Raw genomic sequence first — 23,938 nt, 5'->3', positions numbered from 1 at the left:
GGATTGGCCGTGGCCAGTCCTCTCTTTTTAAAGTCCAAATGCATTCAGTGGTTGACACCCATCTTGGGCAAGCTTACAATTTAATTTGTGTGATGTTTTAACATGACACGGTGAAATTAATTTAATTAACCAACAACAGAATAGTTGAAGCGGAGGTGAAATGATGAACGTATTAATTTTCGCCGCGCTTGCTATGGTTGTCGGGATTATTATCGGCTATGCGGTTCGTAAGCTTTCCTTTGAGAAACAGATTGAGGAAGCTCACCAGGACGCCGCTGGCATTATTGCGGACGCCAAGAAAAAGGCGGCAACGGCGAAAAAGGAGGCCATCCTGGAGGCTAAGGAGGACAGTCACCGCTATCGCGAAAGCGTTGAGGACGAACTCAAACAGCGGCGCAACGAAATCCAGCGTCAGGAGGACCGGCTTTTGCAACGCGAAACCTCTCTTGACCGCAAGGATGACGCTTTAGAGAAGCGTGAGAACACGGTTGGGGCGCGTGAACACAAGCTTGACCAACGAACGGAACAACTTCATCAATCACAGAAAAAGGCCACGGCATTGGTGGAACAACGGCAGCAGGAATTAGAAAAGGTTGCCGAGATGTCTCATGAGGATGCCAAGCAGCAATTATTAAGTGAAATGAAAGATCGGTTGAAGACCGAGCGTGAAGTAATGATTCGAGATAGCGAGCAAGAGGCTGAATTGACGGCTGACCGGAACGCCAAGAAACTGATCGTTGAGGCGATCCAGCGCAGTGCCGCTGACGTGGTTTCTGAGGCAACCGTTTCGGTGGTTAACCTGCCGAATGACGACATGAAGGGCCGAATCATTGGCCGTGAGGGTCGCAACATTCGGACCCTGGAGACCCTGACCGGAATTGATCTGATCATCGACGACACTCCCGAGGCGGTGGTATTGAGTGGCTTTGATCCCGTCCGGCGGGAAATCGCCAAGATCGCCCTGGAGAAGTTGATCCAGGACGGGCGGATCCACCCGGCCCGGATTGAGGAAGCCGTTGAGAAGGCACGTAAGGAGATGGATGCTCAGCTTCGTGAGACCGGTGAACAGGCCCTCTTTGACCTGGGAATTCATTCCATGCACCCGGACCTGATTAAGACGGTTGGCCGGATGAAATACCGGACTAGTTACGGGCAAAACGTCCTTAACCACTCGATTGAGGTGGCTAAGCTAGCCGGTATCATGGCCGCTGAGCTGGGTGAAGATGTCACCTTGGCCAAGCGGGCTGGCCTGCTTCACGACATTGGAAAAGCCGTTGACCACGAGGTTGATGGCTCTCACGTCGAACTGGGAGTGGAACTGGCACGTAAGTATAAGGAGAACAAGGTGATCATCAACACGATCGCCTCCCACCACGGCGACGTTGCTCCATCCTCGATCATTGCGGTCCTGGTTCAGGCAGCGGATGCCATTTCTGGCGCCCGGCCTGGTGCCCGGAGCGAATCGCTTGAGCAGTATATCCAGCGCCTAAAGAAGCTGGAAAGCATAGCAAATAATTACGATGGTGTTGACCATAGTTACGCAATTCAGGCAGGCCGTGAGCTGCGCGTAATCGTCAAGCCGAAGAAGATTTCGGACTTGGAAGCCACCACCCTGGCCCATGATATCAAGCAGCAGGTTGAACAGCAGCTTGAGTATCCGGGGCACATCAAGGTGACTGTTATTCGTGAGGTACGTGCAGTCGACTATGCCAAGTAAGAAGAATTGGGGGTGCCCCCAGTTCTTTTTTTATTCGGCGTAGTTTACTTGCACCGAATGGGGGCAGAAAATATAATTAAACTATGTGTCAAACGCGTAAAAATAATGATCAGCCGTATTATTTAATTAGTGAATATTTGATGAGGTGAGACTTTTGACGAAAAAACAGACACCGATGATGGAACAATACCAAAAGGTGAAGGACCAGTACCCGGACGCCTTCCTGTTCTACCGCCTAGGTGACTTCTACGAGCTCTTCAACGATGATGCGGTGAAGGGGGCCCAGTTACTGGAGCTGACCCTGACGACCCGCAATCACAGTGCCAAGAACCCGATTCCAATGTGTGGTGTTCCGCACCGGGCAGTGGAAAACTACGTCGACATCCTGATCGATAAGGGCTACAAAGTCGCCATCTGTGAGCAGATGGAGGACCCCAAGAAGGCCAAGGGAATGGTTAAACGAGCGGTTACCCGCCTGGTTACCCCGGGTACTCGGATGGACCTGAGCGGGGATGCCGCCCGGCAGAACAACTACCTGACGGCGATCAGCGCGACGCAGGGCAAATTCAGCCTGGCCTATACCGATCTTTCGACTGGGGAACTGAAGACTACGACCCTCGACAGCATCAGTGCGATTGTCAACGAGCTGGTCAACCTGCGCAGCAAGGAGACGGTCGTCGATGGCCAGTTGCCGGATGGGCTGACCGATCAGCTGACCAAGCGTAACATCCTGCAGTCCCACCAACCGACGATCCTCAAGAATGCTGAGGTTAGTTACCTGACCCAAGACCTGGCATCGACTGACCAGCAACACGTGGTGGCCCTACTGGTGTCCTACCTGCTGACCACCCAGAAACGGTCGCTGGCTCATATGCAACGGGCAGTGGCCTACCAGCCGAGTGCCTTCATGAAGATTGACCATTACTCCAAGACTAACCTGGAGTTGATGACCAACATGCGTAGCGGTAAGCGTCAGGGAACCCTTTCCTGGTTACTAGACGAGACAAAAACCGCGATGGGGAGTCGGTTGTTGAAACGGTGGCTGGATCGACCACTGATTGATAAGGATCAGATTAACGAGCGCCAGGACAAGGTTCAAGAACTCCTCGATCATTACTTTGAGCGCAGTAACCTCCAACAGGAACTGATCAAGGTCTATGACCTGGAACGGCTCGCCGGTCGGGTAGCCTACGGGAGCGTCAACGGCCGGGACCTAATCCAGCTCAAGACCTCCCTGATGCAGGTACCCAAGATTAAGTATGTCCTGGAGACGCTGGATTCCCCGGTCTTTGAATCGCTAGAGAAGCGCCTCGACCCCCTGGGAGACGTGGCTAGTCTGATTGATTCCGCCATTGTCGACGACCCCCCGATCGCCGTTACCGATGGTGGCCTGATCAAGGCGGGCTATAACAAGCAGCTCGACCAGTACCGGGACGCGATGAATAACGGTAAGCAATGGATTGCGGACCTCCAGGCTCATGAGCGGGAGGCCACTGGGATTAACAACCTGAAGATTGGCTATAACCACGTCTTTGGCTACTACATCGAGGTCACCAAGGTCAACCTAAGTAAGATTCCCAAGGACCGTTACGAACGCAAGCAGACCCTGGTAAACGCCGAGCGCTTCTCCACCCCGGAGCTGAAGGAGAAGGAGGCCCTGATCATGGGGGCCCAGGAGAAGTCGACCGCCTTGGAGTACGACCTCTTCGTCGACATCCGGGAACGGGTCAAAAGGGAGATCAAGCGGCTGCAGAAGCTGGCCCAGGCCCTCTCTGAGTTGGACGTCCTGCAAAGCTTCGCGGTAGTCAGTGAGGACTACCACTTCGTACGACCGAAGATGAACACCGGCCATACCCTGAAGATCAAGGAGGGCCGGCATCCGGTCGTTGAGAAAGTTCATGGGGCACCAGGAATATGTCCCCAACGACGTTATGATGGACGATCAGACTGATATTTTACTGATCACCGGGCCTAACATGTCCGGGAAGAGCACCTACATGCGCCAGCTCGCCCTGACGGCGGTGATGGCTCAGATGGGCTGCTTCGTGCCGGCCAAGTCGGCTGAGTTGCCGATCTTCGACCAGATCTTCACCCGGATCGGGGCGGCTGACGACCTGATCTCCGGGGAGAGTACCTTCATGGTCGAGATGATGGAGGCCAACAACGCCCTTATCCACGCGACTGACCGTAGCCTGATCCTCTTCGATGAAATCGGGCGGGGGACTGCAACCTACGACGGGATGGCCCTAGCCCAGGCAATCATCGAGTATGTGCACCAACACGTCCGGGCCAAGACCCTCTTTTCAACCCACTATCACGAGCTGACTGCTTTAGAGGACACCCTGCCCCGGCTGAAGAACGTCCACGTTGGAGCAACCGAGAAGAACGGTGAACTGGTCTTTCTCCACAAGGTCAGTGCCGGGCCAGCAGACAAATCCTATGGGATCCACGTCGCCAAGCTGGCGGGGATGCCTGACACGTTGCTGAAGCGGGCCGACCAGATCCTCCAGAAGCTGGAGAAGAAGTCGACTGGCTTGCCGACCCCGGCCAAGGAGAAGGCCGCGGTCTATGAACCGACGCCACAGTCCGACCGGGTTGAAGAATCGTCCACGGCGTTGAATTCCACTAGTAGTGCTCCGGCCCCGACGGTTGACGCCAACGGACAGATGGAGCTCTTTGCTCCAGCCCCGAAGAAGAGCCGGTCGAGCAAGGGGGACAAGATCCTTCACCAGCTCAAAGAGCTCAACTTAATGGGGATGACCCCGATGGAGGTAATGAACCAGATCTACCAGTGGCAGGAAAAACTGAAATGAGGCGAATAATGTGGGAAAGATTCATGAACTAGACACCGTCCTAGCTGACCAGATTGCGGCCGGGGAGGTGATTGAGCGTCCGGCCTCGATCGTTAAGGAACTGGTTGAGAATGCTCTGGACGCCCACAGTCAGCGGGTCGACATTATTGTGGAGAACGCCGGCCTCGATAGCATCCGGGTGATTGATGACGGCGACGGGATCGCCAGCGACGACGTTCAGCTGGCCTTTCAGCGGCACGCCACCAGCAAGATTGCTAGCCGCAAAGACCTCTTCAAGGTGCAGACGATGGGGTTTAGGGGAGAGGCCCTGCCCAGCATTGCCTCCGTTGCCGATGTCAAGATGGTAACCGCCCAGGCGGGCCAAGATGCTGGCACCCAAATCCATATTCGCGGCGGTAAGACTTTGGAGGAGAAACCAGCCGCTGCCCGGCAGGGGACCGATGTCCGGGTCACCGACCTCTTCTTTAACACGCCGGCCCGGCTGAAGTACCTCAAGTCACCCCAGACGGAACTGACCCGGATCACCGACATCATCAACCGCCTGGCCCTGGCTAATCCGGCCGTGGCCTTTAGTTTCACCCATAATGGCAAGGAGATCTTTCGTTCGGCCGGTAATGATAACCTCCAGCAGGTCATCGCGGCCATCTATGGTATCAAGGCCGGGCGCAAGATGCTGCCGATCGCGGGGCAAGACGATGATTTCACAGTCAGTGGTTTCGTGTCGCTGCCCGAGTTGACCCGGGCTTCGCGTCAGTACATCACGATTACCATCAACCACCGTTATATCCGTAATTTTGAGTTGACCAAGGCGATCATCCAGGGGTATGAGTCCAAGCTGATGGTCGGTCGCTATCCAATTGCGGTGGTCAACATTGATCTGGACCCGGTCCTGGTTGACGTGAACGTCCACCCGGCCAAGCGGGAAGTCCGGCTGAGCAAGGAAGCCCAGCTGACCAAGCTGATTGCCAGGACGATTCGTCAACGAATTGCTAGTGAGAACTTGATTCCCGATATTAGTCCGGACGCGTTTGGACCAAGTGCCGACGAAATTGCCGCCCTTGACCAGCGCCTGAATGAGGCGGCCGGTCACTATCAGGTTAGTAGTGCGCCTAACCCTAGGCCTGACGAGGCGGCTCCCCAGAGTACCAAGCCGGCCATACGCCCTAACAATGGTCCAGCTGACGCCGATGCCGACGACAGTCAGGTGGCGGCCCCAGTGGTTATCCACCATGTTGGCGAATTAGACAGTCCGGCCATGCGGGCCTTTGATCGGCGCTACCAGGATGAGGAGACGGCCCAGCCGTTTGGTCACCCCTTGGATGCACCGGCCACAAACATCCGCCCAGGGTCGGCGAAGAACATAGAGCTCGACGTCCATGATAAGAGCGATGAGTCCAAGCGGCGCTTTCCTGACCTCCAGTACATCGGCCAGCTCCAAGGGACCTTCCTCCTGGCCCAGGCCGGCGATGGTCTTTACATTGTTGACCAGCACGCCGCCCAGGAGCGGATCAACTATGAACGGTTTCGCAAGGAGATCGGCCAGGTCAGCAGTGCCCAGCAGGCCTTTCTGGTCCCGCTGGTCCTAAACTACTCGACGGTCGATGCGATGACCATCAACCACCACCTCGACACCCTGGCCGGGGTAGGGTTAAACCTGGAACCGTTCGGGCAGAACAGCTTTATCTTGCGTTCCCACCCGACCTGGTTCAAGGAGGGGCAAGAGGAGGATACTGCACGGGAAATTATCGAGTGGCTGATCAAGGACGGCAAGATCACCGTCCGAGATTTCCGGATGAAGACGGCAATCATGATGAGCTGTAAGCGGGCGATTAAGGCCAACCACCACCTCGACGATCGTGAGGCCAGGGCCCTCTTACGCCGCCTGCCCAAGTGCGAGAATCCCTTTAACTGTCCCCACGGGCGTCCGGTAACGGTTCACTTCAACGACTCGGACCTGGAAAAGATGTTTAAGCGGATTCAGGACAGCCATACCCCGTTTGCCGACGAGTTTGACGACCATGAATTTTAGTGAAAAGTAGGTTGAAATCAATGTATGAATATTTGACGGGGCTGGTTACTAGTGTGACCCCCCAGTATGTTGTTTTGGAGGTTAGCGGGGTTGGCTACCAGCTATTCGTGGCTAACCCCTATCGTTTCCAGGAGGACCCGGCAAAGAAGGTCCTAATCTATGTCTATCAGGCCGTACGTGACGACGCAATTACCCTGTTTGGCTTCGTCGACCGGGCCGAGAAGCAGCTTTTCTTACAGCTGATCAACGTCTCCGGGATCGGGCCCAAGAGTGCCCTGGCGATCTTGGCTAACCCCGACCACCAGGGGTTGATCGACGCGATTGCTAACGATAACGTCGGCTACCTAACTAAGTTCCCGGGAATCGGCAAGAAGACGGCCTCACAGATTGTCCTTGATCTCAAGGATAAGGTGGCCGGCATGACTAGTAATACCCTGCTGACCCCGGCCGCCCCGGCGGAAACCGATAATCCGGCCCTCCAGGATGCACTGGATGCCCTGACGGCCCTAGGCTACAAGGAACGGGAGGTCAAGCGCATCAAGAAGCAATTGCTTAAGACCGACGCCAATACCACCCAGGAGTACCTGAGCCAGGCATTGGCGCTGATTAACTAGTGAGGAGGCGATTAGATGGCTGAGGATCATGGACTGATGTCCGATCACTCACAAGATGATGAGGAAGAGCAGATCGAGCTGACGTTGCGGCCGCAACGCCTGCGGGATTACATCGGTCAAACCAAAATCAAGCGTGAGCTGAGTGTCTATATCCAGGCGGCCCAGGCACGTGAAGAGGCCCTTGACCATGTCCTGCTGTATGGGCCACCGGGCTTGGGGAAGACGACCCTGGCAATGGTGATTGCCCACGAGATGGGGGTTAACATCAAGACCACCAGTGGGCCGGCGATCGAGAAGCCCGGTGACCTGGTGGCCATGCTCAACGAACTCAAGCCCGGTGACGTCCTCTTCATCGACGAAATTCACCGCCTACCCAAGGTGGTCGAGGAGATGCTCTACTCGGCGATGGAGGACTACTACATCGACATCGTAGTCGGGGAGGGGCCAACCGCCCACCCGGTTCATTTTCCACTACCACCCTTCACCCTGATTGGGGCAACCACTAGGGCCGGGATGCTGTCTGCTCCGCTGCGGGACCGCTTTGGGATCGTTGCGCACATGAGTTACTATAACCAGGACGAGCTTAAGCGAATCATCTTCCGGTCGGCTAAGATCTTTAACACCCAGATTGAAGACGAGGGGGCCCACGAGCTGGCACTGCGGTCGCGGGGGACGCCCCGGATCGCCAATCGTCTGCTCAAGCGGGTTCGTGACTTTGCCCAGGTGGCTGGCAAGCCAAGTATCGACTCTGCCACCGTCAGCAAGGCCCTTGACCTGCTGCAGGTAGACCGGCAGGGACTAGACGAGATCGACCGTAAGATGCTGCTGACGATGATCAACTACTACCACGGTGGTCCGGTCGGCCTGAAAACAATCGCCGCCAACATCGGTGAGGAGACCAACACGATCGAGGAGATGTATGAACCCTACCTGTTGCAGATCGGTTTTATCAGCCGGACACCGCGGGGACGGGTGGTCACGCCGGCTGCTTACCGGCACTTGGGGATTAGTTACCCAACGGAGAAATGAAGGATGAAACGATGAAGAAGTTAACTTTTCAGATTAACCATCACTGCCAGGAGATGCGGACCGGGACGGTGACGGTCAATGGACGACAGCTGACCACGCCTGCCGTCGTCCAAACCGGGAGTGCCCTAACCACCCTGACCCCGGCGGAGCTTGCAGGATGTGGTGCTCAGGCCATCAAACAGGATGCCATTGACTACTGGCTGACCGCCAGCCACCCAGGCGACCTGCACGCGTTCTTGGGCTGGTCCGGAATCCTGGTGACGGCCTCGGGTGCCGACCGGGCCTATCAATGGGCCAAGCCCCGCGGCCGTAAACACGATGGGGTCAGCTTTCATGACCCGGTCAGCGGGCAGTTGAAGTTCTACACGCCCCAAGATGCCCGGGCGATTCAGCGGGGGTTGGGCGCTGACCTTACCACCGGCTTTGCCCGCGCTGACGCCTATTTTGCCCCCGTCGACGACCTTAATGCGGCGGTTGAGCAGACGAATGGCTGGCTGACATCGAATCCCTGCCTGGCCGGTGACCTGGCCCCATTGGTCGGGGGCGGGTTGAAACGGGCCCGGCAGACCAGCCTAACTGCCGTGCCTGCTGGTGCGTCTGGTTATAGCATCCTGGGGGTGACTCCGGATGTGCCGGTGGCCGAGCAGGTCCGCCTGCTTAACGAATTGGTGGGAATGATGGAGCCGACTAAACTGCGCTACCTGCCGACCAGTGGGGACCTCCACCAGTTGGTTGCTGCATTGCTGTGCGGCCTTGACCTGATCGATAGCGACCTGGCTGGACGCGAAGCTGCTATGGGGAACGCAATAGTTGGCTTTGGCCGACTGCCCCTCGATCGGGAGCGTTTTGCCGGCGACGGTCAAGTGCTTGCGGACCGGTGCAATTGTCCAACCTGTCGTGCCGGGGTCTCTCGGGCGGCGATCCACCACCTTTTGACTACCAGTCAGCCGGTGGGGGAACGCTATCTGCTTCTCCACAACCTGTTTACTATCAATCAATTGCTTGCCCGGATTCGAGTAATGATTGCCGCGGGACAAATATCAGCGGACTTGCGTAAATTTACCAGACAGTGCGGCCAATAGTGGCTTTTTATAACAAAGTTTGTTACAGTTATTGTTGAGTATTTTTGAAGGGATGGATATTACTGTGAATAGTTTAACTTTTGGAATTTTAGGTGCCGCTAGTGCCGGGGCAAGTAGTTACTCTGGGATCATTCTGATTCTGTTGATGATTGCCCTGATGTACTTCTTCATGATTCGGCCACAGCAGAAGCAACGGAAGCAACATCAAGATATGATGAGCAGTCTGCACCCCGGTAATGAGGTTGTCACCATCGGCCGTCTTCACGGAAAGATTGACTCAATCAACAAGACTGACAGGACGGTAACTCTGGACTGCGAAGGCATCTACCTGACCTTTGACATGGTAGCCATTGCGCGGGTTGTTAAGACCAGCGATAGTAAGGCAGACAATGATAGTCAACCGGCCGCATCTGCTACTCCGGTATCTGCCGCCGATCAAGTCGCCAGTGCTGAGCCTGCTGCTGATTCTGCAGCCGACTCTACCGCTGACTCCGCTGCCGATCAGGAAAAGTAATTGACTAATCCCGCAAAAAGTGGGAAACTTTTTAACGGACGTTTGATTAATGCACTTACCGGCCATTTTTCAGACACGACGTTTACGCGTCCTTATCCCTTGCTGAGGGCTGCATTTCCTTAGTGAGACCGTAAATACAGGAGGGAAAATCTAATGCAAATCGGATTGATTGGTTTAGGTAAGATGGGTATTCACCTTTGCCAAAACATGTTGCGCAATGACAACCAAGTGGTTGCCTTTGACCTTGATAAGAAGTTAGTTGAAGAAGCTGCTTCTTACGGTGCAGAACCTGCCTACACCCTGGAAGAAATGGTTAAGAAGCTTAACCAACCACGGACTGTTTGGGTTATGGTTCCAGCCGGCAAGCCAACTGACTCCACGATGGACCAATTGGCCAACCTGCTCGATGCCGACGACACGGTTATCGACGGTGGGAACACGTTCTGGAAGGACTCCATGCGTCACAACCGCATGTTCACCGAAAAGGGTATTCACTACTTCGACTGCGGTTCTTCAGGCGGTTGGAAGGGTGCCCTCAAGGACGGTAACTTCATGATCGGTGGGGACGATGAAGATATCTTCAACGAACGTCTTGCCCCACTGTTTGATGGGATTGCTGAAAAGGACGGTTACCTCTACACTGGTAAGGCTGGTTCCGGTCACTACCTCAAGATGGTTCACAACGCCATCGAATACGGGATGATGGAAGCCATGGGTGAAGGTTTCGAAGTTCTGGAAGCTTCTGACTTTGACTACGACAACGCTGCTGTTGCCAAGATGTGGAACCACGGTTCTGTTATCCGTTCATGGCTGATGGAACTGGCTCAAGAAGCCTTCGAAAAGGACCCACACCTGGATAAGATCGCTGGTCGGATGCACAGTTCTGGTGAAGCTCACTGGACCCTGATGGATGCAATGGACAAGCAAGTACCAACGCCAGTTATCTACGAAGCATTAAGCCAACGGTTCCGTTCAATGCAAGACGACTCCTTCGATGGTAAGGTCGTTTCTGCACTGCGGAACGGTTTCGGTGGCCACGCAATGGACACTGCCAAGAAGGACTAATGGTTGCCCATTAGTTTCTAAAAAATACCTCTCGCCAAAGAAGCGGGGGGTATTTTGTTTTTTAAGATTGGCCCGCTTGCCGATTACTGGTATACTTAATTATTAGAATAATTTTTTGATAAGAGGGTAAACAATCATGGCTGATCAATTAGCAGCAATTTTTGCACAAATTAAGAAGTACAACAAAATCATCATTCACCGGCACCAGCGTCCCGATCCGGATGCCATCGGTTCCCAGGTCGGGCTGGCCGAGATCCTGAAGGCCTCCTTCCCCTACAAGCAGGTCTACGTGGTCGGCAAGTACATCCCGGGCTTCGACTGGATCGGCACGATGGACGAGATTGATAACGAGACCTTCGACGACGCCCTGGTGATCGTTACCGACACCGCCAACGCTCCGCGAATTGATGATCGCCGCTTTAACAACGGAGACGAGCTGATCAAGATCGACCACCACCCGAACGATGAACCTTTTGGCGACCTGATGTGGGTCGAACCGGATGCTTCTAGCTGTTCGGAGATGATCTACGCCTTCTACCAGCACTTCGCCAAGGAACTCAAGCTGCCCAAGCAGGCCGCCAGTGCCCTCTACGCCGGGATCATCGGTGATACCGGCCGCTTCCTCTACCCAGCTACCACGCCGCGGACGATGCTGGTTGCCGGGGCCTTGATGGCGGCGGGGGCGGATGCTAGTGCCATCAGTCAACGGGAAAACGAGATTACCCTGCCACTGGCCCGTCTGTCGGCCTACGTTTACGAGCACCTGACCATTCTGGAACACGGGGCCGCATACGTGGCTTTAACCAATGACCTGTTGGCCAAGTTTGGCCTGAGCGAAGCCGGAACCTCTGCGGTGGTTTCGCTACCGGGACGGATTAAGGACGTGACTGCCTGGGCAATCTTCGTTGAACAAGAGGACGGCCATTACCGTATTCGCCTGCGTTCCAAGGGCCCCTCCATCAATGGCCTGGCTAAAAACCATGATGGCGGCGGGCATGCCCTGGCTAGCGGTGCCAAGGCCAAGGATCAGGACGAGATCAAGCAGGTAATTGCTGAGCTTGACCAGCTGACCGCTGCTTACGCAACAAAATAAGGGAAAGGAACTGACTAATGACCGAAAATAAGTTTAAGAACTTTAACCTACCACCGTACCTGATCAAGGCGGTCCAGGCGATCAACTTCTACCAACCGACACCGATCCAAGAGCGGGTCATCCCGGATATTCTGAAGGGGCAGAGCGTGGTCGGCCAGTCGGCAACCGGGAGTGGGAAGACCCATGCCTTCCTCCTGCCGATCTTTGCCCGGATCGATCCTGAAGTTCAGGCGGTTCAGGCGGTGATCACCACGCCGAGCCGGGAGCTAGCCTACCAGATATACGCTGCCGCTAAGCAGCTTAACAAGTTTGCCCCCCAGTCCCTGACTATTCATAACTACGTCGGCGGGACCGACAAGCAGCACCAGCTCGATCAGCTATCCCGTAAGCAGCCCCAGTTGGTGATCGGGACACCGGGGCGGGTACTTGACCTGATCAAGAGCCAGGCCCTAGACATTCACACGGCGACGATGTTTGTTGTCGACGAGGCCGATATGACCCTGGACATGGGCTTCTTGGAGCAGGTTGACCAGATCGTCAGCAACTTCCCGGAGGACTTGCAGATGATGGTCTTCTCGGCAACAATTCCTAAGAAACTGCGGCCGTTTCTGAAGAAGTACATGGCCAACCCCGAGGTCGAGGAGATCCCAACCCAGGCGGTCATCAACCCCGATGTGCAGAACTGGCTGATGTCAACCAAGGGGCAGGATAAGAACCAGCTGATCTACCGGCTTCTGACGATGGGTGAACCTTACCTGGCCCTCGTCTTTGCCAACACCAAGGAGCGGGTTGAGGAGTTGACCCACTACCTGGAGGAACAGGGACTCAAGGTCGCCATGATCCACGGGGGTCTGGAAGCACGTCGGCGCAAGCGCACCATGCGCCAGATCCGGAACCTGGATTACCAGTACGTGGTCGCCACCGACCTGGCCGCCCGGGGAATCGACATCGACGGGGTTTCCCTGGTAATCAACGATGACATTCCAACCGACCTGGAATACTTTATTCACCGGGTTGGTCGGACGGGTCGTAACGGGATGACCGGGACGGCGATCACCCTCTACGCCCCGGCTGAGGACGACCTGATTGCCAAGCTGGAAGAGCGCGGAATCAAGTTTGTTCCCAAGGAACCACGTGGCGGCCGGCTGGTCACTACCCACGACCGGAACCGGCGGAAGAACTACCGGCGTAAGCGCGACGAGCTGGACCCGTCCATGAAGGGCTTTGTCAAGAAGACCAAGCGCCGCGTTAAGCCGGGCTACAAGAAGCGGATCAAGCGGGCTATCAGAGAGGACGAGCAGCAAAAGCATAAGCTCGAGCTCCGTCACAAGATCCGCAAGGCCAAGCGGCAGCGCCAGCGGCAACACAGGCGGGAGCGGAATGCCCGTTGATTTTACCGGATAAGTTCGCTATAATATGACTCGTTTGGGACATGCCGGTCGGGTGCGATTTTCAGAAACGGTCGGGTTGCTGCGACGACCGATGAATACCTGGCGGGTGCTCCCCATTCATAAAATTTGATATTCAACTCGGCCAATGTCGAGAAATAAGAGGTAAACGAAATCCATCGTTGCAAACAGAGTGGTACCGCGTCGTCCGGCGTCTCTGATCGCAAGGATGGATTTTGTTTTTAGAAAGGGAGATATCATGAAAGAATTAAAGAAGCTGAACAGTGCTCAGGTTCGGCGGATGTACCTGAAGTTCTTTGAGGAGCACGGTCACAAGATCATGCCAAGTGCCTCATTGGTTCCGGTCAATGACCCAACCCTGCTTTGGATCAACTCCGGGGTGGCCACGATGAAGAAGTACTTCGACGGCAAGGTCGTTCCGGAAAACCCGCGGATGACCTCATCGCAAAAGAGTATCCGGACCAACGACATCGAAAACGTTGGGAAGACGGCTCGTCACCACACTATGTTTGAGATGCTGGGGAACTTCTCCGTCGGTGATTACTTCAAGAACGAGGTTATTCCATGGGCCTGGGAACTACTGACCAGTGACAAGTGGTTTGGCTTTGATCCCGAACGGCTCTACATCACCTACTACCCGAAGGATCATGACGCCTACAACAAATGGCGCGAGGTCGGCGTGGCCAAGGACCACCTGATTCCGGACGAGGACAACTTCTGGGACATTGGTCAGGGTCCATCTGGTCCTGATACCGAAATCTTTTATGATCGTGGTCAAGAATTCAACAACCTGGCCGACGACGATCCCGAGAACTACCCGGGTGGGGAGAATGAGCGTTACCTGGAGATCTGGAACATCGTCTTCAGTCAGTTCAACCACACCCCTGAAGACACCTACGAGCCGCTACCTCACAAGAACATCGATACCGGGATGGGACTCGAACGGGTGGTTTCCATCTTCGAAAATGCCCCAACCAACTTCGAAACCGACCTCTTCATGCCGCTGATCAAGCAGACTGAGGAATTCAGTGGGACGAAGAAGTACGGTGAAAACAAGGAAGATGACATCCAGTTTAAGATCATCGCCGACCATATCCGGACGATCACCTTTGCCATTGGCGACGGGGCCCTGCCGTCCAACATGGGGCGGGGCTATGTTATCCGGCGTCTCTTGCGGCGGGCCGTGGTGGCTGGCAAGAAGCTGGGTATTGACGAGCCATTTTTGGCCAAGATGGTCCCAACCGTCGGCAAGATCATGCAGGACTACTACCCAGACGTCCTGGAAAACGCCGACTACATTGCCTCCGTCATCAAGTCCGAGGAAGACCGCTTTAGCGCCACTTTGAACGGCGGCTTGAACCTGCTGAACAATGTGATTGCCGAGGCCAAGAAGAACGGGACCAACGAGATCGACGGGAAGACCGCCTTCAAGCTCTACGATACCTATGGTTTCCCAATCGAATTGACCAAGGAATACGCCAGTGATGAGGGCCTGAAGGTTGACCAAAAGGGCTTTGAGGCCGCCATGACCGAACAGCAGAACCGGGCCCGGAACGCCCGTGATATGGACAACGGGATGGGAGTGCAGACCGACCTGTGGACCGACTTCAAGGAAGATAGTAAGTACGTCGGCTACACCGACCTGACCGTTGACGACGCCAAGGTGATCGGCTTGGCTCACGACGGTAAGCAAGCCGATTCTGCCACTGCTGATGATAAGAACGTTGAGCTTATCTTCGACGTCACCCCATTCTACGCTGAAATGGGTGGTCAAGTGGCCGACACCGGTGACATCATTGACAACTATGGCAAGAAGGTTGGTCGGGTTGTCGACGTTCAGCACGCTCCGAACCAGCAAAACCTGCACCGTGTTGAGCTGACGGCGCCGATCAAGAAGGGGGCCCGCTACAAGCTGGTTGTTGACCGGCTGCGGCACCTGAAGATTGAGAAGAACCACACCGCGACCCACCTGCTAGACCAGGCCCTGCGGAACGTTCTGGGTGGGCACACCCAGCAGGCCGGGTCCCTGGTTGAGGAACACTACCTGCGCTTTGACTTCAGCCACTTCGGTCAGGTCACGGCTAAGGACCTGCAAGCTGTTGAGCAGATGGTTAACGAACAGATCTGGAAGGAAATTCCGGTCAAGACCGTCGAGACCGACATTGATTCGGCTAAGGAGATGGGGGCGATTGCGCTCTTCTCCGACAAGTATGGTGACAAGGTCCGGGTTGTCAAGATTGGCGACTACAACACCGAATTCTGCGGTGGGGACCACGTTAAGAACACCAACGAGCTTGGCCTGTTTAAGATCGTTTCCGAAGGTGGGGTTGGTGCCGGTGTCCGGCGGATCGAAGCCGTGACCTCCAGTGACGCCTTCAAGTTCCTCCAGGATCGGGATGACCTGCTGACCGAAACGGCTATCGAACTGAAGACCGCCCAGATCAAGGAGGTTCCTCACCAGGTTGCTGCTCTTCAGGCCGAATTGAAGGAAGCCCAGAAGAAGAGTGCGGCCCTGGAGGCTAAGATTGCGGCTCAACAGGCCAACAACTTTTTTGAAAACGTTCAGGACACCAAGCAGGGGAGCCTGATTGCGGCTGAGGTTAAGGTTGCTGGGATGGGTCAACTCCGGCAACTGGCCGACAGTTGGCGGGCTAAACAGCTTTCTGACGTGCTGGTCCTCGGGACGGCTAACGATGGTAAGGCCAACCTGCTGGTCGCCGTCAGTGACGACAAGGTCAAAGCAGGCTTGAAGGCCGGTGACCTGATCAAGGCAATTGCCAAAGCCATCAACGGTGGCGGCGGTGGTCGGCCAAACCTCGCTCAGGCCGGTGGGAAGAACCCAGCCGGGATTCAAGACGCCCTGAAGCTGGCCAAGGAATACATGGATAAGTAATTTAATCGAAAGACAATTGGCTGGGGACCACCAGCTGGTTGTCTTTTTCCTTACGGGGCTACATAATTGTGATTCGCCAACATTTATAGTAAAATGTATAGTTAAGAGACTAGCCGGAGGTGACGATTAATGACTACCAATAACGATGAAACGATGTTCTATGACTTCGGTCAGGAACGGCAGAAGAATATCAAGGATACCCTCAAGACGGTTTACGAATCCCTGGAGGAGAAGGGCTATAACCCGATCAACCAGATCGTGGGTTACCTGCTGTCTGGTGATCCAGCATACATTCCCCGCCTAAATGATGCCCGGAACTTGATCCGTCAGCACGAACGTGACGAGATCATCGAGGAGTTGGTTGTGTCGTATCTGAAGAATAATGGTGAGACTAAATGAGACTGATGGGGCTCGATGTTGGTTCAAAGACGGTTGGAATTGCGGTCAGTGATCCCCTGGGCTGGACAGCGCAGGCGGTGGAGATCATTCCCATCGACGAGGACAATGAGGTTTTCGGGATTGATCGCGTCGCCGAGCTGGTAGCCAAGGAGCAGGTGGCCGGGTTCGCGGTCGGCTTGCCGAAGAACATGAATAACACGGAAGGACCGCGGGTGGAGGCCTCTAAGCACTATGGAGACCTTCTCGCCCAGCGCTTTCCTGATATTCCCATTGATTTCCAAGACGAACGACTGACCACCGTTGAGGCTCACCGGATGCTGGTCGAGGAGGCCGATATCTCCCGGGCCAAGCAGAAAAAGGTGATTGATGAGGTTGCGGCAACCTTCATCCTGCAGAGTTACTTGGATCGTCACGGTCGCTTAGTTCAGAAATTAAAATAAGGATGAATTAATTATGAGTAAACAACAAGCTAATAACGATGAAAACTTAATCACCCTGATCGACGAGGATGGCAATGAGCAGCTCTTTAAGGAATTGTTCACTTTCGATTCCGACGATTATGGCAAGTCCTACATCTTCATCTACCCTGCCGAGCAGGAGAATGATGATTCGGTTGACATTCAGGCTTACATCGTGGCGGACAACGAAGACGGTGATGGGCAGGACCTGGTACCGATCGAGGACGATAAGGAATGGGACATGGTTGAACAGGTCTTAAACACCTTCCTCGATGATGACGGGAACTTCAATGCTTAATAAATAGCGAGTAATCGGGAAGTGACGGCTATGGTGCTGTTGCTTCCCTTTTATATCGAACGGGTAATAACATGATTTTAACAACGCTAATTATCTTGATTCTGATTGGCTGCTTCATCAATGGCCGCCGTCGGGGATTGCTAATGATGGTCCTGTACGCCGGAACCTACCTGGTCAGCTGGCTGGTCGCCAAGTGGGGGGCCCGGGTAATCGGTACCAGCTTGAGCGGTCTGCTACCCGATGTCAGCCGTAGTGCAGCCTATTCGACGACCGTGTTAAAGACGGTCGACAACAACGTCTTTTTCTATAACGGGATTGCCTTCCTGGTGATCTTCACCCTGGTCTCGATCCTCTGTCACTGGGGGATTAGCAAGCTGCGCTGGATCAAGCGGCTACCGGTGATCGGCACCTTTGATCAGTTGGCCGGGGGACTCCTGTCACTGGTCATCGGCTACGTGGTGATCTACGTGGCTTTGGTGATCCTTCAACTGTGGCCAGCCGGTTGGTGGCAACTCCAACTGGCTAATTCGGGACTGGCCCAGTTCATGATCAACCAGACCCCGGGCCTGGCTCAGCTAATGCTTAATACGCTTAAATAAAGGAAGAATGAGAATGAATCACAAGATTACGAAAACACTAGAATTTGCGCGCGTCAAGGGAATGCTGGCCCGCTACCTAGTTTCGGCGGCCGGACACCACGAGCTGGAACATATGGCGCCCCAGGGGGACTACGACCGGGTCCAGCACTACCTGACGGAGACCACTGATGGGGCTAATATCTTGCGCCTGGAAGGTGGGATCCCGATCCCCAAGCTGGCCGACATCCAGCCCCAGATGAAGCGGCTCAAGATCGGTGCCAACCTGAACGGGACGGAGCTGGCCCAGGTGGCTAAGGTCCTGCAGACCAGCATGAGCGTGCGAAACTTCTTTGAACAGATGCGAGAGAAGAAGATCAAGCTTCGCGTTCTTGACCAGTTGGTGGATCAACTGGTAACCATCCCGTCGATCACCCAGCGGCTGGTCCGGTCGGTAGACCCGGATGGCCGCCTGAACGATGAGGCCTCCACCAAGTTGCACGGAATCCGCCAGCTGATCGTCAAGACCGAGGGGGAGATTCACCAACAGATGGAGCATTACACCCGGGGCAAGGGGGCCAAGTACCTCAGTGAACCGGTGGTGACAATCCGCAATGACCGTTACGTTGTTCCGGCCCTGGCCCGTTACCGTAATAAGCTCGGCGGGGTGGTTCACGATCAGAGTGCCAGTGGGCAGACCCTCTACATTGAGCCAGCCGGCGTGGTCGAATACAATAACCGTCTTCGTCAGGCCCAGATCGAGGAACGGCAAGAGATGTTGCGGATCTTGGCAGAGTTGTCGGCTCTGATCGCCCCCTACCGTCATGACATCCAAAACAATGAACGGGTGCTGGGGAAGCTGGACTTCATCAACGCCAAGGCGGCCCTGGCCCATGATATGAAAGCCAGCCTGCCAGTACTGAGCCGGGAGAACCATGTCAACCTCCGCCATGCCCGCCATCCCTTGATTGACCCGCACAAGGTGGTCCCAAACGATATCAAGATTGGCGACGATTACCAGGCAATCGTGATTACCGGACCAAACACCGGTGGGAAGACGATTACCCTGAAGACGTTTGGTTTGATCCAGTTGATGGGACAATCGGGGCTCTTCATTCCGGCCGAAGAGGGAAGCACGATCGGCGTTTTCGACAATATCTTTGCCGACATCGGGGATGAACAGTCCCTGGAGCAGAACCTGTCGACCTTCTCGGGACACATGGACAACGTCAAGGCGATTCTGGAACAGATCACCAATCGCAGCCTGGTTCTGCTGGACGAACTGGGTGCTGGGACCGACCCAAAGGAGGGGGCGGCCCTGGCGATGGCGATCCTCGACCAGATTGGCAGTAAGGGAAGTACGGTGGTCATCACGACCCACTACCCAGAGCTGAAGGTCTATGGTTATGACCGGGCCAAAACGATTAACGCCAGCATGGAGTTTGACCAGGCGACCCTCCAGCCAACCTACCGGCTCCTATTGGGGATTCCTGGTCGATCTAACGGGATTGAGATTGCCCAGCGGCTGGGGATTGATTCGGCCGTGATCGATGAGGCCCGGTCGCTGGTTAGCGATGACAGTCAGGATCTCAATCAGATGATCGGTGACCTGGTGGCGCAACGCAAGGCTGCTCGTGAGGAGAGCGAACGCCTGAGTAAGCTGGTTGCCAAGAATGAGCGGACCCAGAAGGAACTGGATGAAAAACTGTCCCGGTTCAATGAGCAGCGGGATAAGCTCTTTGACCAGGCTCGGTCCCAGGCCAACCACCAGGTATCAATGGCTAAGCGCAAGGCCAACAGCATCATTCACCACCTCCGTCAGCTGGAGGTCCAACAGGGGGCCAACGTTAAGGAGAATCAGCTAATCGATGCTCAGGGGGCCCTGAATGCCCTGCACCAGGAGGATCCTCGCCTTAAGCACAATAGTGTCCTCAAGCGGGCCAAGGCCAAGCACGACCTTCACGTGGGGGATGCGGTTTTGGTCAAGTCCTATGGTCAATATGGTGAACTGCTCGACAAGCGTGGTAACCACAAGTGGGAGGTCCAGATTGGAATCCTCAAGATGGAGGTTGATGAGCAAGACCTGGAGAAGGTCGCCAAGAAGTCGCTGCCTAAGGAAAAGACGCCCCGACACTCAAGTGCTGTTCACACCGCTCAGACCCGGCACACCTCGGCCCGGCTTGACCTACGTGGTCACCGCTATGAGCAGGCGATGAGCGAACTCAGTGACTTCATTGATCATGCTCTATTGAACAATCTGTCTTCGGTCACCATCATTCACGGGAAGGGAACTGGAGCCTTGCGGAAGGGGACCCAGCAGTACCTGCAGAGTAACCCGCGGGTCAAGTCCTTTGGCTATGCCGCGCCAAATAATGGTGGCGATGGAGCCACGATTGTTAATTTATAAGTAACTGATAAAAAGTAAGCAACAATCGTGACAGGGTCGTTCACCTCTGTTAGAATAGGGGTAACCAATTCGATAGGAGGACGAGCAAATGGCTGTTAATGTAACGACTGACCAAAGTTTTGAACAAGATACGGCGACCGGGGTGGCCCTGATTGATTTCTGGGCTACTTGGTGCGGCCCGTGCCGGATGCAATCACCAGTGGTTGAGGCATTGTCAGAGGAAATGCCAGACGTCATCTTCTTCAAGCTGGATGTTGACCAAAACCCAGCGACCGCACAGCAGTTCCGGATCATGAGTATCCCAACATTGATGATCAAGAAGGACGGTCAGGTGGTTGACCAGATCGTCGGCTACCACCCGAAGGAACAGCTGCAGCAGATCCTGCAACAATACACGGCATAATAAAAAAACCTGATTGAAGTGAACAGTTCCGCTTCAATCAGGTCTTTTGCTATTCAGCGTGTTTTTTCTTCAGCAATGAGTGTTTATGTTTTTTCTTCGGGGTTGTTATCCCGTCCTGTGGCGCGGTAACGTGGATGAAGGTTACCAGCTCGCTGCGTTCACTATCGGCATCGCTCTGGGGGTCGTTCTTGACGGTGATGTCGATATACTCATGGTGGCGATTGGTAATCTTGGCCTCGGCCACACTGCCGAGTTGAAATTCAATTTCCTGGGCCAGAAAGCCCAGTTCAAGGCCAAAGGAGGTTTGCTCCTCATCGCGGCGGATCCGTTCAACCACGATGGGGCCGCCCAGCCGCCAGACCTGGCTGGTCTTGTCGTGGCGACGCAGCTGGAGGTCCCCCAGCCCCAGCTGATGAGTCAAAATGACCAGGTCATCGTGGGTGGCCACCGGATATTCCCGCGCCAGGTCCTTTCCAATCCAGTAGAGCATGTCGTCGGCCTCCTTGCCGAGGATGCTGGGGAGAATCACATCGCGCAGGGTACCGTTCATCAGCCCCTGATGACTGGCTAGCAATTGATTATAACGTTTTTGACTCATTGAATTTCTCGCTCCTTTATCGCAATCAATCCTATTATACTTAAAAAAAGCGGTGGGAATAGTAAAATTTTCAAAACTTGCAAAATTTGCTCCGGAAAACGATAATATAGTTTCAAGCAATTTTACGCGAATTAAATTAAAATGTTAATTAATGAGGTGAACGAAATGGATGAACGGCCAATTGGCTTAATGGATTCAGGACTCGGCGGCCTGTCGGTGATGCGGGTCCTGCACAAGCAGTTACCCAACGAATCGCTGGTTTTCGTGGGCGACCAGGGGCACTTTCCATATGGAACTAGGAGCCAGGCGGAGTTACAACGGTTGGTGCTGAACATCGGCCGTTTCCTGGTTGAACAGGACATCAAGATGATGATCGTGGCCTGTAACACCGCCACTGGTGCGGCGCTTCCCCTCCTCCAACGTGAGCTGCCAGTTCCGGTAATTGGCGTGATTGAACCCGGGGCCATCGCGGCGGTCCACCACCAGCTGGAGACGGTCGGGGTGATTGGGACTGCGTCGACGATCGAGAAGGGAGCCTATCCGGCGACTATCCACCGGCTGGCGCCCCAGATGACGGTTTATAGCCATGCAGCCCAGGCGATGGTGCCCGTCGTCGAACACGGCCTGACCGGGACGCCCCAGGCCCAGAAAACGGTCAATACAGCCCTGAGCTTCTTTGACTCACACCCGGTTGACGGGTTGATCCTGGGCTGTACCCACTTCCCGTTTCTGGCACCCGAGATCCAGCAGAAGATGGGACCGGACGTTTTACTGATTGATCCGGCCCATGAGACAATCAAGCAGGCCCAGGCGATGTTGACTGAGCAGGACCTGCTGACGGATCGGAACGGGGGAACGATTACGCTGTTTACGACCGGTGACCGGACGGACCTGGTGGCCGGGGCAAAGCAGTGGCTGGCTGGTCAGTTCACCAGCTGTGATCACGTTGACCTGTAGACAAGGAGGATGATGCAGATGACCACGTTAGTAATTGCTACCAAGAATGCCGGTAAGGCGCAAGAGTACCGGAAAATGCTGGCGCCGCACGGTATCACCGTCAAGACCCTTGCCGATTTTCCGGCAATTGCCATCAATGAAAATGGGACTAGTTTCGAGGAAAACGCCACAATCAAGGCTAAAACGGTTATGCAGGCCCTGGACCTACCGGTGATGGCCGATGACTCGGGTTTGGTGGTTGATGCCCTAAATGGCGCCCCAGGTATTCATTCGGCCCGCTACGCCGGTGACCACGACGATGCGGCCAACAATGCCAAACTCCTCCATGAATTAGCCGGGGTTCCTGACGATCAACGAACGGCCCACTTCCATACAACCATCGTGGCCCTCAAGCCAGACGGAGCCAAGCTGGTTGCCAAAGGCCGGGTTGACGGGCGGATCCTCCATGAACGGCAGGGGGATAACGGCTTTGGCTATGATCCGCTCTTCTTCATTGATTCCCTGGGCAAGTCACTGGCCGAGCTGACAGCTGACCAGAAGAACGCCATCAGCCACCGTGGCGCGGCCCTGCGTGACTTTATGACCCGGTTTCCAGAATGGTGGCGGGCATGATGAAGGCCTTAATTATCAGTGACAACCATGGTGACCAGCGGATCCTTGAACGAGTAACCCAACAGTGGCAAGAACAGGTCGATCTCATGATTCACTGTGGCGACACCGAGATGGCGCCGACCCTGCCGGTGATGCAGCGGTTTAAGGTTGCTGTCTTGGGCAATAACGACTGGGGCCTGGACTATCCACTGGAGCAGACGGTGGTTACGGCCGGTCAGCGGATCTATGCCACCCACGGTCACCGTTACCAGGTTAACACGACCCTGACACCGTTGATGCTGAAGGGGCAAGAGCAAGGCGCCGACCTGGTTTGCTACGGCCATACCCACCAGCTGGCGGTAACGGTCGAAAGCGGGATGCTGATTATCAACCCGGGCAGCATCAGTCTGCCGCGGGGGCAGTACGCCCGGCTCGGGGGTACCTTTGCGGTGGTGGCGACGACGCCCGACTCCTTCGTTGTTGACTATTATGACCGTAAAAGTCAGCCGGTGGACGGCCTCCACTTCGTCTTTAATCGAAAGGGGGGACGGGCATGATTGATCAACACCTGCAGCAGATGCTCTTGACCAACAAGCAGAAGTTCATGATCCCAGCCAGCTTGGTGGCCACCGTCAACGTTACCAACAGCCTTGACCATGCCTTCCTGGTGCTGACTAAGGACCGCTATGCCAAGATCGTGGTAGTCGATAACGACAACCGGTACCGGGGCCTGATCTCGCTAGCGATGATCACGGACCACCTCCTGGACACCCACCGGATCGCCATTAACCGCCTGCAAAAGCTGGTGGTCGGCGACGTCATGCAAACGGACGCCCCAACAATTACCGACCCCTTTGACGTTGAGGAAAACCTCCACCTGTTGATTGACCAGTCCTTTTTGACGGTAGTTGATGGTACCCAGCACTTCCAGGGGATTGTTACCCGTCGGGAGCTGCTGAAGGCGGTTAACTACACTGTCCATAATTTTAATCAC

21 protein-coding genes and 1 pseudogene are annotated in these 23,938 nt (G+C 55.0%); 21 read left to right on the top strand and 1 reads right to left on the bottom strand.

Translation table 11 applies throughout. The annotated features are described in order from the left end of the window. The first annotated feature begins 163 nt into the window (after positions 1-163). The 17 genes and pseudogenes from rny to trxA all read left to right on the top strand — a co-directional run bounded on the left by rny (position 164) and on the right by trxA (position 20,798). On the top strand, positions 164-1,717 hold the full coding sequence (rny, locus tag FD34_RS04195; protein ID WP_057807062.1) for a ribonuclease Y: 1,554 nt from the start codon (positions 164-166) through the stop codon (positions 1,715-1,717). A 154-nt stretch (positions 1,718-1,871) separates the two neighbouring features. Further along, positions 1,872-4,530: pseudogene (gene mutS, locus FD34_RS04190) on the top strand (DNA mismatch repair protein MutS). Positions 4,531-4,540: 10 nt separating this feature from the next. Beyond that, a complete protein-coding gene (gene mutL, locus FD34_RS04185) occupies positions 4,541-6,559 on the top strand; it encodes a DNA mismatch repair endonuclease MutL (protein ID WP_057807061.1) in 2,019 nt (672 codons plus the stop codon). A 20-nt stretch (positions 6,560-6,579) separates the two neighbouring features. Continuing rightward, the gene (gene ruvA / locus FD34_RS04180) at positions 6,580-7,173 is read left to right on the top strand and encodes a Holliday junction branch migration protein RuvA (protein ID WP_057807059.1); all 594 of its coding nucleotides are present in this window, start codon (positions 6,580-6,582) and stop codon (positions 7,171-7,173) included. A 15-nt stretch (positions 7,174-7,188) separates the two neighbouring features. After that, positions 7,189-8,202 (top strand): Holliday junction branch migration DNA helicase RuvB, encoded by a 1,014-nt coding sequence (gene ruvB, locus FD34_RS04175; protein ID WP_057807057.1) that lies wholly within the window; start codon positions 7,189-7,191, stop codon positions 8,200-8,202. Between the two features lie 11 nt (positions 8,203-8,213). Next, positions 8,214-9,284, top strand: a complete 1,071-nt coding sequence (locus FD34_RS04170) for a tRNA-guanine transglycosylase (RefSeq protein ID WP_057807203.1) — start codon at positions 8,214-8,216, stop codon at positions 9,282-9,284. A gap of 64 nt (positions 9,285-9,348) precedes the next feature. After that, on the top strand, positions 9,349-9,798 hold the full coding sequence (gene yajC / locus FD34_RS04165) for a preprotein translocase subunit YajC (RefSeq protein WP_057807201.1): 450 nt from the start codon (positions 9,349-9,351) through the stop codon (positions 9,796-9,798). A 153-nt stretch (positions 9,799-9,951) separates the two neighbouring features. Next, complete coding sequence (gene gnd / locus FD34_RS04160; protein ID WP_057807055.1) at positions 9,952-10,863, top strand: phosphogluconate dehydrogenase (NAD(+)-dependent, decarboxylating); 912 nt, start codon at positions 9,952-9,954, stop codon at positions 10,861-10,863. A 136-nt stretch (positions 10,864-10,999) separates the two neighbouring features. Beyond that, positions 11,000-11,956 carry a DHH family phosphoesterase gene (locus FD34_RS04155; RefSeq protein WP_057807053.1) on the top strand — a complete coding sequence of 319 codons (957 nt, stop codon included), beginning with the start codon at positions 11,000-11,002 and terminating at the stop codon, positions 11,954-11,956. A gap of 17 nt (positions 11,957-11,973) precedes the next feature. Further along, entirely contained in the window at positions 11,974-13,347 is a 1,374-nt protein-coding gene (locus FD34_RS04150; protein ID WP_057807050.1) for a DEAD/DEAH box helicase, read from the top strand. Positions 13,348-13,603: 256 nt separating this feature from the next. After that, on the top strand, positions 13,604-16,258 hold the full coding sequence (gene alaS / locus FD34_RS04145; protein WP_057807048.1) for an alanine--tRNA ligase: 2,655 nt from the start codon (positions 13,604-13,606) through the stop codon (positions 16,256-16,258). 129 nt (positions 16,259-16,387) lie between these two features. Beyond that, on the top strand, positions 16,388-16,657 hold the full coding sequence (locus tag FD34_RS04140) for an IreB family regulatory phosphoprotein (protein ID WP_057807046.1): 270 nt from the start codon (positions 16,388-16,390) through the stop codon (positions 16,655-16,657). Further along, positions 16,654-17,097, top strand: coding sequence for a Holliday junction resolvase RuvX (ruvX, locus tag FD34_RS04135; protein WP_057807044.1), 444 nt, complete (start codon positions 16,654-16,656; stop codon positions 17,095-17,097). Before FD34_RS04140 ends, ruvX begins: the two co-directional genes overlap by 4 nt. Positions 17,098-17,110: 13 nt before the next feature. Then, a complete protein-coding gene (locus FD34_RS04130) occupies positions 17,111-17,413 on the top strand; it encodes a DUF1292 domain-containing protein (protein WP_057807043.1) in 303 nt (100 codons plus the stop codon). Between the two features lie 71 nt (positions 17,414-17,484). Next, positions 17,485-18,012 (top strand): CvpA family protein, encoded by a 528-nt coding sequence (locus FD34_RS04125; RefSeq protein ID WP_057807041.1) that lies wholly within the window; start codon positions 17,485-17,487, stop codon positions 18,010-18,012. Positions 18,013-18,025: 13 nt separating this feature from the next. After that, on the top strand, positions 18,026-20,395 hold the full coding sequence (locus FD34_RS04120) for an endonuclease MutS2 (RefSeq protein WP_057807039.1): 2,370 nt from the start codon (positions 18,026-18,028) through the stop codon (positions 20,393-20,395). An 88-nt stretch (positions 20,396-20,483) separates the two neighbouring features. Then, the gene (trxA, locus tag FD34_RS04115; RefSeq protein WP_057807037.1) at positions 20,484-20,798 is read left to right on the top strand and encodes a thioredoxin; all 315 of its coding nucleotides are present in this window, start codon (positions 20,484-20,486) and stop codon (positions 20,796-20,798) included. 49 nt (positions 20,799-20,847) lie between these two features. Here trxA and FD34_RS04110 read toward each other — a convergent pair whose 3' ends face one another. Continuing rightward, complete coding sequence (locus FD34_RS04110; RefSeq protein ID WP_057807035.1) at positions 20,848-21,396, bottom strand: YslB family protein; 549 nt, start codon at positions 21,394-21,396, stop codon at positions 20,848-20,850. 165 nt (positions 21,397-21,561) lie between these two features. On the opposite strand from FD34_RS04110, the gene murI reads away from it, so the two are divergent. From murI to cbpB, 4 genes are all read left to right on the top strand, one after another. Then, positions 21,562-22,353: a glutamate racemase gene (murI, locus tag FD34_RS04105; protein WP_057807034.1), complete on the top strand. Its 792-nt coding sequence runs from the start codon at positions 21,562-21,564 to the stop codon at positions 22,351-22,353. Positions 22,354-22,371: 18 nt separating this feature from the next. Further along, positions 22,372-22,965, top strand: coding sequence for an XTP/dITP diphosphatase (locus FD34_RS04100; RefSeq protein WP_057807032.1), 594 nt, complete (start codon positions 22,372-22,374; stop codon positions 22,963-22,965). Further along, positions 22,965-23,501 carry a metallophosphoesterase gene (locus FD34_RS04095; RefSeq protein ID WP_191980199.1) on the top strand — a complete coding sequence of 179 codons (537 nt, stop codon included), beginning with the start codon at positions 22,965-22,967 and terminating at the stop codon, positions 23,499-23,501. The genes FD34_RS04100 and FD34_RS04095 overlap by 1 nt, the downstream gene beginning before the upstream one ends. Beyond that, positions 23,498-23,938, top strand: a 441-nt coding sequence (cbpB, locus tag FD34_RS04090; RefSeq protein WP_057807199.1) for a cyclic-di-AMP-binding protein CbpB, incomplete at its 3' end; no start/stop codon positions are given. The genes FD34_RS04095 and cbpB, both read left to right, overlap by 4 nt.

This window comes from Limosilactobacillus pontis DSM 8475, assembly GCF_001435345.1.
In the GTDB taxonomy this organism is placed as follows: domain Bacteria; phylum Bacillota; class Bacilli; order Lactobacillales; family Lactobacillaceae; genus Limosilactobacillus; species Limosilactobacillus pontis.
Note: the sequence above shows the minus strand (reverse complement) of the source record. Positions and strands in the feature narration are given on the sequence as shown.

Coding starts and splice junctions, on each gene's coding strand:
- rny (WP_057807062.1), top strand. CDS start 164: ATGAACGTATTAATTTTCGCCGCGCTTGCTATGGTTGTCGGGATTATT.
- ruvA (WP_057807059.1), top strand. CDS start 6,580: ATGTATGAATATTTGACGGGGCTGGTTACTAGTGTGACCCCCCAGTAT.
- ruvB (WP_057807057.1), top strand. CDS start 7,189: ATGGCTGAGGATCATGGACTGATGTCCGATCACTCACAAGATGATGAG.
- FD34_RS04170 (WP_057807203.1), top strand. CDS start 8,214: ATGAAGAAGTTAACTTTTCAGATTAACCATCACTGCCAGGAGATGCGG.
- gnd (WP_057807055.1), top strand. CDS start 9,952: ATGCAAATCGGATTGATTGGTTTAGGTAAGATGGGTATTCACCTTTGC.
- FD34_RS04155 (WP_057807053.1), top strand. CDS start 11,000: ATGGCTGATCAATTAGCAGCAATTTTTGCACAAATTAAGAAGTACAAC.
- FD34_RS04150 (WP_057807050.1), top strand. CDS start 11,974: ATGACCGAAAATAAGTTTAAGAACTTTAACCTACCACCGTACCTGATC.
- alaS (WP_057807048.1), top strand. CDS start 13,604: ATGAAAGAATTAAAGAAGCTGAACAGTGCTCAGGTTCGGCGGATGTAC.
- FD34_RS04140 (WP_057807046.1), top strand. CDS start 16,388: ATGACTACCAATAACGATGAAACGATGTTCTATGACTTCGGTCAGGAA.
- ruvX (WP_057807044.1), top strand. CDS start 16,654: ATGAGACTGATGGGGCTCGATGTTGGTTCAAAGACGGTTGGAATTGCG.
- FD34_RS04130 (WP_057807043.1), top strand. CDS start 17,111: ATGAGTAAACAACAAGCTAATAACGATGAAAACTTAATCACCCTGATC.
- FD34_RS04125 (WP_057807041.1), top strand. CDS start 17,485: ATGATTTTAACAACGCTAATTATCTTGATTCTGATTGGCTGCTTCATC.
- FD34_RS04120 (WP_057807039.1), top strand. CDS start 18,026: ATGAATCACAAGATTACGAAAACACTAGAATTTGCGCGCGTCAAGGGA.
- trxA (WP_057807037.1), top strand. CDS start 20,484: ATGGCTGTTAATGTAACGACTGACCAAAGTTTTGAACAAGATACGGCG.
- FD34_RS04110 (WP_057807035.1), bottom strand. CDS start 21,396: ATGAGTCAAAAACGTTATAATCAATTGCTAGCCAGTCATCAGGGGCTG.
- murI (WP_057807034.1), top strand. CDS start 21,562: ATGGATGAACGGCCAATTGGCTTAATGGATTCAGGACTCGGCGGCCTG.
- FD34_RS04100 (WP_057807032.1), top strand. CDS start 22,372: ATGACCACGTTAGTAATTGCTACCAAGAATGCCGGTAAGGCGCAAGAG.
- FD34_RS04095 (WP_191980199.1), top strand. CDS start 22,965: ATGAAGGCCTTAATTATCAGTGACAACCATGGTGACCAGCGGATCCTT.